The sequence below is a fragment of the Acinetobacter sp. YH12219 genome, from assembly GCF_013417875.1.
Lineage (GTDB): Bacteria > Pseudomonadota > Gammaproteobacteria > Pseudomonadales > Moraxellaceae > Acinetobacter > Acinetobacter amyesii.
This window is the reverse complement of record NZ_VPDC01000039.1, coordinates 1-10,448: the sequence shown is the minus strand read 5'-3', so window position 1 is coordinate 10,448 and position 10,448 is coordinate 1. Positions and strand designations below refer to the sequence as shown.

Annotated in this window: 12 protein-coding genes; 7 read left to right on the top strand and 5 right to left on the bottom strand. The window is 42.4% G+C overall.

Annotated features, from left to right (window positions below):
- Positions 1 to 441 precede the first annotated feature (441 nt).
- The 3 genes from FTV04_RS15970 to FTV04_RS15960 are packed head-to-tail and all read left to right on the top strand — an operon-like array spanning position 442 to position 3,594.
- Entirely contained in the window at positions 442 to 1,668 is a 1,227-nt protein-coding gene (locus FTV04_RS15970) for an efflux RND transporter periplasmic adaptor subunit (RefSeq protein WP_180090356.1), read from the top strand.
- Positions 1,665 to 2,888, top strand: coding sequence for an ABC transporter permease (locus FTV04_RS15965; RefSeq protein WP_180090352.1), 1,224 nt, complete (start codon positions 1,665 to 1,667; stop codon positions 2,886 to 2,888). The genes FTV04_RS15970 and FTV04_RS15965 overlap by 4 nt, the downstream gene beginning before the upstream one ends.
- Positions 2,881 to 3,594, top strand: a complete 714-nt coding sequence (locus tag FTV04_RS15960; protein WP_180090350.1) for an ABC transporter ATP-binding protein — start codon at positions 2,881 to 2,883, stop codon at positions 3,592 to 3,594. Before FTV04_RS15965 ends, FTV04_RS15960 begins: the two co-directional genes overlap by 8 nt.
- Before the next feature lie 13 nt (positions 3,595 to 3,607).
- On the opposite strand, the gene FTV04_RS15955 is transcribed toward FTV04_RS15960, so the two are convergent.
- Together FTV04_RS15955 and FTV04_RS15950 are read right to left on the bottom strand one after the other, a co-directional pair.
- Positions 3,608 to 4,990: a heavy metal sensor histidine kinase gene (locus FTV04_RS15955; RefSeq protein WP_180090354.1), complete on the bottom strand. Its 1,383-nt coding sequence runs from the start codon at positions 4,988 to 4,990 to the stop codon at positions 3,608 to 3,610.
- Complete coding sequence (locus FTV04_RS15950; RefSeq protein WP_005177241.1) at positions 4,987 to 5,658, bottom strand: heavy metal response regulator transcription factor; 672 nt, start codon at positions 5,656 to 5,658, stop codon at positions 4,987 to 4,989. The genes FTV04_RS15955 and FTV04_RS15950 overlap by 4 nt, the downstream gene beginning before the upstream one ends.
- A gap of 105 nt (positions 5,659 to 5,763) precedes the next feature.
- On the opposite strand from FTV04_RS15950, the gene FTV04_RS15945 reads away from it, so the two are divergent.
- The 3 genes from FTV04_RS15945 (at position 5,764) to FTV04_RS15935 (ending at position 7,077) form a co-directional block, all read left to right on the top strand.
- Positions 5,764 to 6,252 (top strand): heme-binding protein, encoded by a 489-nt coding sequence (locus FTV04_RS15945; protein WP_171263817.1) that lies wholly within the window; start codon positions 5,764 to 5,766, stop codon positions 6,250 to 6,252.
- A 10-nt stretch (positions 6,253 to 6,262) separates the two neighbouring features.
- On the top strand, positions 6,263 to 6,664 hold the full coding sequence (gene uraH / locus FTV04_RS15940) for a hydroxyisourate hydrolase (protein ID WP_004981585.1): 402 nt from the start codon (positions 6,263 to 6,265) through the stop codon (positions 6,662 to 6,664).
- Between the two features lie 158 nt (positions 6,665 to 6,822).
- On the top strand, positions 6,823 to 7,077 hold the full coding sequence (locus FTV04_RS15935; protein ID WP_078194347.1) for a TIGR03643 family protein: 255 nt from the start codon (positions 6,823 to 6,825) through the stop codon (positions 7,075 to 7,077).
- On the opposite strand, the gene FTV04_RS15930 is transcribed toward FTV04_RS15935, so the two are convergent.
- Together FTV04_RS15930 and FTV04_RS15925 are read right to left on the bottom strand one after the other, a co-directional pair.
- On the bottom strand, positions 7,074 to 7,193 hold the full coding sequence (locus FTV04_RS15930) for a DUF2256 domain-containing protein (protein WP_236162469.1): 120 nt from the start codon (positions 7,191 to 7,193) through the stop codon (positions 7,074 to 7,076). The genes FTV04_RS15935 and FTV04_RS15930 overlap by 4 nt on opposite strands.
- 36 nt (positions 7,194 to 7,229) lie before the next feature.
- Complete coding sequence (locus FTV04_RS15925) at positions 7,230 to 8,753, bottom strand: cryptochrome/photolyase family protein (RefSeq protein WP_180090348.1); 1,524 nt, start codon at positions 8,751 to 8,753, stop codon at positions 7,230 to 7,232.
- 383 nt (positions 8,754 to 9,136) lie between these two features.
- On the opposite strand from FTV04_RS15925, the gene nudC reads away from it, so the two are divergent.
- On the top strand, positions 9,137 to 9,910 hold the full coding sequence (gene nudC, locus FTV04_RS15920; RefSeq protein WP_179994246.1) for an NAD(+) diphosphatase: 774 nt from the start codon (positions 9,137 to 9,139) through the stop codon (positions 9,908 to 9,910).
- 158 nt (positions 9,911 to 10,068) lie between these two features.
- Here nudC and FTV04_RS15915 read toward each other — a convergent pair whose 3' ends face one another.
- Positions 10,069 to 10,266, bottom strand: coding sequence for a hypothetical protein (locus FTV04_RS15915; RefSeq protein WP_168405434.1), 198 nt, complete (start codon positions 10,264 to 10,266; stop codon positions 10,069 to 10,071).
- Positions 10,267 to 10,448: the final 182 nt, after the last annotated feature.

The following is a 10,448-nucleotide window of genomic DNA, read 5'->3' as shown; positions in this document are numbered from 1 at the left end:
ACAAAATAAATTTTGTGATTCAATGCGCTAAATCTAATTTGGGTAAAAAATGGGTACAGGTAAAACGCTATTGACTTTATGGTTCACTAAATCAATAGCTTAGGAGTTGAGTTCAATTGACGCCATCACAGCTACTTTACTAAATATGGCTATGTATTACGTTATTGATAGCTGGAATGTTAAAGTCTAAAACGTGTTATTATTTCATATAAGATTTTGAAATATATAAAAATATAGGTTTATTTTTGTTTGTTTGTTTGTTTGTTTGTTTGTTTTTTTAATCAATATTATGAAAAAATTATAACAGTAAGAGAAATTAATTTAATAAAAATGGTGTGCTTTTTTAATTTGGTGTGTTGTAACTAAATTTTCATATATATTTAACTAGACATTAATTATTCGATTCAAAAACTTTTCTTTAATCTGGCTTGGAGAATGGAATTGCTTGTTATTCGCTATAAGCCTTGGATCATGATCATACTACTGGTTTTAGCTGTCAGTTTTGCTACATATCGCTGGTGGCAAGGACCATTGCTGCCTAGTTATGAAGTCGTATCTAGTCCATTGATTCAAACAGTTGTCGCTTCAGGACGGGTAGAGAAAGTATCTCGGACTCAGATTGGTAGTGAAATTACAGGGGTTGTTCTTGAGCGATTGGTTCAAGAGGGAGATCGGGTCTCTCGAGGGGATATTCTTTTAGTACTGAAATCTGATGAAATTTCAGCGCAAGTGCGGCAGGCAGAAGCTGAATTAAAAGAACTCGAAACCACTAGACGCCCGCAAGCAGAAGTTGATTTAGCGAATGCCAAAGTACAATTAGAACAGGCTCAAAGAGAGACGTTACGCAGACGAAATACCGAATCAGGAATATTATCAGCAGAGGAAAGGGAGAAATCGATAGAGGCAGAAAGACTCGCCCGTAATAATTTGGAATCAGCTCGATTAAAAGTTGCTTCACTTGCCCCAAATAAAGTTGAAGAGACAAAATTACGCGAACGACTCGCTGCACTACAAGCGCAACTTGCCAAGACCAAAATTCGTGCAGAAGTTTCAGGTATTATTTTAACGCGTAATGTTGAGCCAGGGGATCTGGTACAACCGAGTCAGACTCTCTTCACTATTGCACTGGATGGTGCGACTGAAATACGAGTGCCATTTGATGAACGAAATTTACCACTGTTGGCTTTACAACAAAAAGCCGCAGTGATTGCAGATGCCTATCCAAATCAATCTTTTCCTGCCCATATTAATTTTATTGCTCCAAGTATTGATGCTCAACGTGGCACAGTAGACGTCCGATTAACAGTTGATCCAGTCCCAGGTTTTCTGCGTCAAGACATGACGGTATCGGTAAATGTTGAAACCAACAAGCGCGAGCGAACCTTGGTCATTCCAAATGATGCTTTAAGCAGTATAAGTGGCAACAAGGCTATGGTCATTTTAGTAAGAGATAGAAAAATTCAACGTCATCCCATCACACTGGGTTTACGTGGTTTGGTCATGTCGGAAGTTGTAGCTGGATTGAAAGAAGGTGATCACGTCCTTACCGATGCAGAATCAGTGCTTAAAGATGGAACTCGTGTCCGAATAGAGAAAACTAAACCTGTTTTCCAGAGTCAAACGGATCAGAAAAATAGCAAAAATGAATTACCGGTGAAATTCGATTGAAAAACTTTTTTAGGCGACTTTGGACCGAGTGGACCATCGCAATCAGTTTTTTGCGAGAGGGTCGCACACAGTCGATGATGATTACCATTGGCGTCGCGGTGGGGGTAGCCGTCATTGTGTTCATTAGCGCCTTAATTCAGGGTTTACAATCGAATATTGTAGAAAGAACTTTAGGGACACAGGCGCATATTCGTTTGCTCTCACCAGATGAGGTGAATCGTATTGTGCCACCAGCAGCAGGAACACTTCAGTTGTTACAAGAAGATAAGCGTGCACAACGCTTACGTTCTATTAATAATTGGCAGGAGATTACTGGGACTTTAGATCATTTACCGGTGTTGACTGCGGTTTCTCCTGTGGTCTCAGGCCCTGCATTTGTACAGCGCGGAGATGCGATTCAATCTATTGCATTGGTTGGTATCAACCTTGAACGTTATCAACAGATTATTCCGTTGAAGCAATATATGGTGAGTGGTGAATTACAGGTCAGTGCGGATAATGTATTAATTGGGCGTCAATTAGCCAAAGATTTGGGTGTGCAAGTTGGGAGCAAATTAAGATTAGATACCGGGCAACAGAAAAATGCAGTTGTGAACATCTCTGGAATATTTGAATTGGGTGTGCGTGAATTGGATGCGCGCTATGTTTATCTGGATTTGAAACAGGCGCAATCTTTACTTAATTTGCCGGGTGGGGTGACCGTGATTGATCTGACGATCCAAGATATTTTTCAGGCGGATCAAGTTGCCTCACAAGTTGGACGCCTAACTGGCTTAAAAGCAGAAAGCTGGATTGAAACCAATGCTCAATTAATGAATGCGATTACCGCTCAAAGTCTTTCTACAAACATGATTATTGTTTTTGTAGGGATTTCAGTCGCTTTTGGCATTGCCAGTGTGATGTCGGTGAGTGTGGTGCAACGGACTCGGGAAATCGGTATTTTACGTGCGACGGGGGCGACACAAGCACAAATTTTAAGAGTTTTCTTGTTTCAGGGAGCAATTTTTGGTCTGCTTGGTTCGATGCTTGGTAGTGTAGTCAGTTATGGTTTGATCTGGGGATTTAATCAGTTTGGTCCCGGCTTGTTTTATATTTCGATTTCAATCAAGCTTATCTTGTCGGCATTATTCTTGGCGACAGTGACAGGTATTTTGGCTGCTGCAATACCATCCCGTCGGGCTGCTGCACTTGATCCTGTGGAGGCAATTCGTCATGTTTGATCCATCTCAGGAAGTACTGCGTTTAGAAGCATTGCGAAAGTCTTACAATGTTGGGCAGCCTAATGAAGTGGAGGTATTACATGGAATTGACCTGTGTATTCAACGGAATGACTTTGCTGCATTAATTGGTCCTTCTGGTTCAGGCAAAAGTACTTTACTGAATATTCTCGGCTTATTAGATCAGCCTAGTCGTGGTGAGTTGTACTTGTTGGGGCAGGCTACAAGCCGTATGGATGATACGGCTCGGACAGCATTACGAGGCAATAGTATAGGTTTTGTGTTTCAGTTCCATCATCTTATACAGGCTTTTACTGCCTTACATAATGTACTCATGCCATTAATGCTGAAGCAAGGCAAGCCAGATCAATTTGCGTTGCAATATGCCCATGAATTATTGACCGCCGTTGGCTTAGATAAGTTCGCTGACCGTAAACCGAATGAGCTTTCTGGGGGGCAGCAGCAGCGTGTGGCGATTGCACGTGCACTGATTACTCAGCCTGCGCTATTGTTGGCCGATGAGCCGACAGGTAATCTGGATACTCAAACTGCTGCGGAAATGTTTGAATTATTTCGTAAAGTACATCGCGAACATGACTGTGCAGTCCTTTTGGTGACTCATGATCCTAGATTGTCGGCAACCTGTGATAGAACCATTAATCTGGTGGATGGGAGAATTCAGAGTGATTCCAAACACGAGATGAAATGAGTGCGAATGTGGGTTACTCTTCTGGGAACAGCAGTTCAAAGCAGATGCCTTCTGCGCTATTGACTGCCTGATACATTCCCTGATGAAGCGTCATAATAGATGCCACAATCGATAGGCCTAAACCACCCGTTTGATGAGGGCTTTGTCTGCTGGAACTGCACTGATAAAAACGCTCAAAGAGATGAGGCAAATGCTCAGGAGCAACTTCCAAACCACTGGTGATCACAGATAATGTAATCATCTGCATATTATTAATGTTCTTTCTGTGGCTAAGCACATAAATAGTTCGGTAATTGCTGCCGTGAATGAGCGCATTTAATATTAGATTATACAGCGCTTGTTGTAACAGTTCAGGATCTGCCGATAGCTCAGTCGCTTCAAGCCTTAAAACAAAATTGCAGTGTTGTTCTTCAGCTTGATACTCGAAAATACTGAATATATTTTCTATAAATGATTGAAGTTGAATCTTCTGTTTGTTTAAGCAAACTTTGTGTGCATCTGCGCGGGCGAGAAATAACATGCTGTCAATCATTCGTTTTAAACGTTGATAGTCCTCCAAGTTGGAAATCAAGAGTTCCTGATACTGTGCGGGACTACGTTCATTCATGAGTAAAATTTCGGTTTGCCCGATTAAATTATTCAATGGGGTTCTAAATTCATGGGCAATGTCTTCAGAGAAGCGATTCAGTTGGCTATATCCCATTTCAATACGGTCAAGCATGGCGTTGATATCGGATGCTAGTTGTTCAATCTCTTGAGGGGGATGAACCAGATTGAGTCGCTGCTCAAGTTGCTGAATATTAATGGCATGGGTTTGTTCTCGCAGAGTTCTTAATGCGTTCAATCCCAGACGGCTAGCAATGGCACAGAGTATGAAAATCGCCAAGATACCTGTGAAAACATAAATGACAAGGCTCTTTTGAAAAGGTGCAATGATGCCTAAACGTTCAGACCACTGTTTGCCTGCAATTAACAGATACGGCTGGCGATTAATTTGAATAGTTTTCCAGGCAATGCGGGTGGGATAAGCATGCGCCGATAAATCTTGGAATTGAATTTGGGGCTGATGGGTAAATTCAGGTAGAGGAATGCCAAGAGGATTAATGCTGATCAGCGCCTGATCACCCTGAATCAATAAAAACAAATTATCCTGATTTCCCAACATGTTTTGATACAGCTTCGGGCGAGCGATAATCTGTTCAATATTGCTACTGTCTTGTAGTAATATTTCCAGTCGCTCAATTCGCTCAATCAAAGCCCTATCTTGCTGAGCAATTAAAATCTGGTTGATACCCAGATAGGTCATAAATGCTACACCGCACAAGACCATTGCAGCACACCCTGTAACCAAGAGTGTTAATCGGAGTTCTAGCGAACGAATCGGTTTCAACATTATTTCTCTGCCGAAATTTTATAGCCCAAACCGCGAACAGTATGAATTAACTTTATATCATGTCCCTCATCAATTTTACTACGTAAACGCCTTACCGCTACATCAATAAAATTGGTATCGGTATCAAAATTGATCTGCCAGACTTCAGAAGCTATTTGCCTGCGCGTAATAATTTCATTCGGATGGCGCAGCAGAAAGCGCAAAAGGTTGAATTCTTTTCTACTGAGTTCTATCGACTGCTCGTTACGCCAGACTTTATGATGGATCAAATCCAATTTCAGATTGGCAATTTCTAATTGGTTTTCCTGTGCATACTGCTGGCGCCTAAGTAGACTTTTAATTCGGGCCAGTAATTCAATATAAGAAAAAGGCTTGGCCAGATAATCATCGGCGCCCAGTTCCAAACCTTTGACCCGATCAATCACCTGATCTTTTGCTGTAAGAAAAATGACCGGAATTTGGGAAAATTGTCGCAAGACTTTCAGGACTGCCCAGCCATCAATATCGGGCAACATTACATCTAATATGACTAGGCTATATGCATGCATCTTTAACTTTTCCAAACCTTCTAGTCCTGAATGGACGCATTGCGCCTCATAGCCAGATTCATTTAACCCTTTAACCAGATATGAGGCGATCTTCGCTTCATCTTCGATAATTAGAATACACATTTTGTTCAGACTCATTTTAAAGATGACAACTTTGTAATGTGATTGTCATCCTTCAAATCATTCAGGTTGTATAAGATTTTTAAAACTTAATTCAGGGCAATCATGATGAACAAACTCAAAGGGCTTATTGCAACAGTAATGCTGATGAGTAGCAGTACTTTTGCACAATCCGTTCAATTCAATCAAGTTTATTCACTTGATTCTCAGTCAGCACGAACTCTTACGGATGCTGCGGTGACTGCGTGTCAAAAAATACAGCACAATATCGCTGTGGTGGTGGTGGATCGGGGCGGAAATACGTTAATGGCAAACAGGCATGAAACTGTCGGACCGCATAATTTGGGCGCAGCTGAAAAGAAAGCCTATACCGCCTTATCGACCAAAACGGCGACTATGTTGTTAAGTCAAAATGCCAATGAAAACAAGGATGCAAAAAATTTAACCACCTTATCTAATCTACTGCTGTTGGGTGGCGGCCTACCTGTGAGTTATGAAAATCAGGTGGTCGGTGCCATTGGCGTTGCCGGAGCAGGGGGTGCAAAAAATGACCATTACTGCGCTGAAACAGCTGTTAAGTCTATTTTCAATCCTTAAGGAATTCATCATGTTTAAAAAATTATTGCCACTTTCAACACTATTGTTGACCTCAATGACTTTCGCACAAACTAACCCTTTAAGTGTGCATGTGTTGAATCTAGAAAATGGTCTACCCTCAGCTCAAGTCGAAGTGGTACTCGAAAAAAGTACTGGGAATAAATGGGTGAAGTTAAATCAGCAATATACTGGTCCTAATGGCCGTATTACTGGATTGTTTCCTGAAAATCAGAAGCTTGAAGCCGGTATTTATAAAGTTACTTTTAAAACTGAGGACTGGTTTAAAAAAAATAAGCAAGATACTTTCTTTCCTGAAGTTCCTGTAATTTTTAAGGTAGATGGAAGTGTCAGCCATTATCATATTCCTCTACTTTTAAGTCCTTATGGATATTCGACTTATAGAGGTAACTAAGACTTAACAGGGCTAGTTTAACTAGCCCTTTTATTCGTGCTGAGTCCGTAAACTAGAGAAAAATCACAAAAAATTCATGATTGTATTGTTATTCTTTTAGTCAGATTAAAGTCGATAAAGCTTATTGACGCTTCGTGATGATTAAAAACGAGAATGGTATGAATCAATTTTCTGAAGAGGACTTATCCAGAATTATAGAAATGGCTTGGGAAGATAGAACTCCTTTTGAAGCTATTTTATGTGAGTATGGTTTAAATGAAGCGGCGGTGATCCGCTTGATGCGGCAAAATATGAAAGCATCGAGTTTTAAAATGTGGCGTGGACGCGTCACCGGCCGAAAAACCAAACATCTGCAACTGCGTTCACCCGACGTGATACGGGCCTATTGTTCACGGCAATACAAGCGTTTCTAAGCGTTTGATTTTGACCGCTGTCTGGACTCACGTTTACATCGTTCAGAACAGTATCTGACTTCCTCCCAGCAGCGTTGCCATTTTTTGCGCCAAGTAAAAGGACGCAAACAGTGCATACAGATTTTTTCAGGAAAATGCTGTTTTTTCATGGTTTATAACTCATCAATCCGGCTAAGAAGTTGCTGGGCATGGCTGATAATCTGAGGCCGATCTTTAAGCTTGTCCAGCTGTCGATAGATCATGCACATACGTGGATGAGTACGGAATGTCGCTTCATCCCGGATCATGAAATACCAGTACAGGCTGTTGAAAGGACAGCTGTCCGGTTCGGTACGGGTTTTGACATTGTAGCTACAGTGCTTGCAGTAATCCGACATCTTATGGATATAATTGCCCGAAGCCCCATAGGGCTTGCTGGCCATTAAGCCACCATCGGCATGCATTACCATGCCCAAGGTGTTCGGTAGTTCTACCCATTCATAGGCGTCGGCATATACTGCCAGATACCACTCACTGATCTGCTGCGGGTCTACACCCGTTAACAGGGCAAAATTTCCAGTCACCATCAAACGCTGAATATGATGTGTATACGCATGCTGAAAAGTATTACGGAAACACTCAGCCATGCAGTTCATCTGAGTGCGGCCAGTCCAGTAAAATTGTGGCAACGGGGTTGAGTACTGCAGCGCATTGCGGCTGGCATACTCCGGCATGTACAGCCAGTAAATTCCGCGGACATATTCGCGCCAGCCGAGGATTTGCCTGATAAAACCTTCCACTGCATTCAGTGGTGCATGACCGGCATAGTAGGCCGTTTCTGCGGCATCACAGACTTCTCGCGGCAGCAGCAAGCCACAGTTTAGATAAGGCGAGAGCAGGCTGTGAAACAGCATGTCTGCACCCTGAACCATGGCATCCTGATAATCTCCAAAATGCGGCAAACTGTGGGTAATGAAATGCTCCAGTGCAAGCAGAGCATTGCTACGTGTGGTGGCCCAGCGGAAGTTGTCAAGGCTGCCAGCGTGAAGCGGAAACTCGCGCTCAACCATTTGCATTACATCCAGATCAATCTGATCGCGTTCAAAATGAAGTGTTGGAGGCAATGGTGGAGTGCCTGACCATGCCTTGCGATTGGCGCTGTCATAGTTCCACTGTTGTCCAAGCGGCTGCTGTCTCTGCATCAAATAACCGGTCTGTTTACGCATTTCCCGGTAAAAATATTCCATGCGCAACGTCTGGTAGCGGCTGGCCCAGTGCCGGAACTGCTCCGGGCTACAGAAAAAACGATCGTCATCCAGACACTGTACCGGCAGTTGCAGCTGCTGGCTCCAGTGCTTTTCAATCTGCTGCTGCTGGCGGTATTCCCCGCATCGGGTCATTACCAATTCTGTGACGGGGAACAGCAGTTGCTGTGCCTGTACGAAATCCAGCAGGCTACGAATCGGACTGCCGTACTGAAAAGCATGGTAACGTACACGCCAGCCTTCCGCTTTGAGCTCTTTGGCAAAATGCCGCATTGCGCTAAAAATCAGGGCAATTTTCTGCGGATGATGGGCGACATAAGTCGCTTCCTCAACCACTTCGGCCATCAGGATCACATCCCGGGTACGGTCTAGCGCTTTAAGCGTAGCAAGCTGATGATGAAGCTGGTCACCTAAAATTAAACCGAAACGCATAGCCCTTCCAGACCCGATCAAAGATAGTCTAGTGTAAAGCCAGACAGTTCAATTTTTTGTGAAAACACAGATCAGTCCACATGTTCAGTAAATTCAACCCGACCAGATGATCTGCTGACATTGCACATGAATCATGATTGCTACAATAACAGAGTGTTCATCTCTATAATGCTACATCCAGTTGATGAAATTCGCTTCGCATTATTCCTGAAGACATAATTGTTGTGAAAATTATGTGATTTTAATCAAAAAGATACAAATTATTATGGTTGTAATTCAGGAAGCGTGCGCTTAGTATCTAAAGAGAAGTTACTCTATGTAAGTTTCCTTAGTTTTGTCCCATACACCCCCATGTATGGGATTTTTTTTAATCAGTGGATGTCATGAGCATGCATTCAAAAGCGTATATTTTTAGACAGCAGCAATTAATGGTGGATGAGCATTTTCAGTTGCCGCTGGTCGCAAGACTGCAGCATGATCTGGATCTGTCGGAAAATGGCCAAGTCATTGCACGGGATCTAAAAGAAAATGAATTAGTACCTGAAGGCTATCAACTAGTCCCGATCCGGCAATTGGTGCAGGTCTGGAGCAGGCCACAGTTTGAACAAGCCAGTCGTGCTGTGCAATTGCTCGAGTGGCGCCGTAATCACCGCTTTTGCAGTAAATGTGGCCACCCGACCCAGCAGCACGTCAGTCACTATGCCATGGTCTGCCCATCCTGTGGTTATAACCAGTATCCACGTGTGAATCCTTGTGTGATCACTATCATTACTCGGGGTACAGATGAAATTCTGCTGGCAAAAAATGCCCGCAACAAAACCCAGATGTACAGCCTGATTGCCGGATTTGTCGAAGTGGGCGAAACCCTGGAGGAGGCGGTACGCCGTGAGACGATGGAAGAAGTGGGGCTACAGATCAAAAACATTCAATATCTGGCCAGCCAGCCGTGGCCGTTTCCCAGCAATCTGATGATGGCCTTCAGGGCAGAGTATCACTCGGGTGAGATTCAGATTCAGGAAGATGAACTGAGCGACGCGCAATTTTTCAAGTTTGATCAGTTACCCGAAATTCCCTTCAAGGGCAGTATTGCTTATGCCATGATTCAGCATGTGATGCATGGAACACCTGTTGCCGATGACAGCAAAGAATGGCTTTGAAATTTTGAACAAATATAGTGAGCATTCTCGCTCTTTTAAGGGCGAGTTAAGCCACTAGAAATTTAAAATTATTATATTAGTTATAAATAATATAAAGCTATAAGATATAAATATTTTTATATTATTGGCTTTGTTTTAGCTGTGAGTAGTTCATCGACTTAAATAATCTTGAAAATTTTTCCGCTAGAAGTACTTTGGAAAAACATTTCAAAACTGGGCCGAATATCTTCACCATCCACGGTAATATATTTGACATGGGAACAAGACTGGCTAGCACTAAAATTGCGCTCAACCGTGGCCTGAATAGAATATTTGATACCGAATTGGTCTTTTACATTTAGATTTTGTTTAAACATTATTTTACCTTTAACAAGATTATGGAGCGGCTGTTCAATTAATTAAGCAATATATTAGATCTCTTTCATAAATCAAAAAACGATCTTCTTTTTGGTTAATATTTGCACTCCGGATTTCTTAGCATTCGTGCATAATCTGCGGATGAAATACATCGATTCAAACAAGCTTTCTGATCCTCAGT

Coding starts and splice junctions, on each gene's coding strand:
- FTV04_RS15960 (WP_180090350.1), top strand. CDS start 2,881: ATGTTTGATCCATCTCAGGAAGTACTGCGTTTAGAAGCATTGCGAAAG.
- FTV04_RS15950 (WP_005177241.1), bottom strand. CDS start 5,658: ATGTGTATTCTAATTATCGAAGATGAAGCGAAGATCGCCTCATATCTG.
- FTV04_RS15945 (WP_171263817.1), top strand. CDS start 5,764: ATGAACAAACTCAAAGGGCTTATTGCAACAGTAATGCTGATGAGTAGC.
- uraH (WP_004981585.1), top strand. CDS start 6,263: ATGTTTAAAAAATTATTGCCACTTTCAACACTATTGTTGACCTCAATG.
- FTV04_RS15935 (WP_078194347.1), top strand. CDS start 6,823: ATGAATCAATTTTCTGAAGAGGACTTATCCAGAATTATAGAAATGGCT.
- FTV04_RS15930 (WP_236162469.1), bottom strand. CDS start 7,193: ATGCACTGTTTGCGTCCTTTTACTTGGCGCAAAAAATGGCAACGCTGC.
- FTV04_RS15925 (WP_180090348.1), bottom strand. CDS start 8,753: ATGCGTTTCGGTTTAATTTTAGGTGACCAGCTTCATCATCAGCTTGCT.
- nudC (WP_179994246.1), top strand. CDS start 9,137: ATGAGCATGCATTCAAAAGCGTATATTTTTAGACAGCAGCAATTAATG.
- FTV04_RS15915 (WP_168405434.1), bottom strand. CDS start 10,266: ATGTTTAAACAAAATCTAAATGTAAAAGACCAATTCGGTATCAAATAT.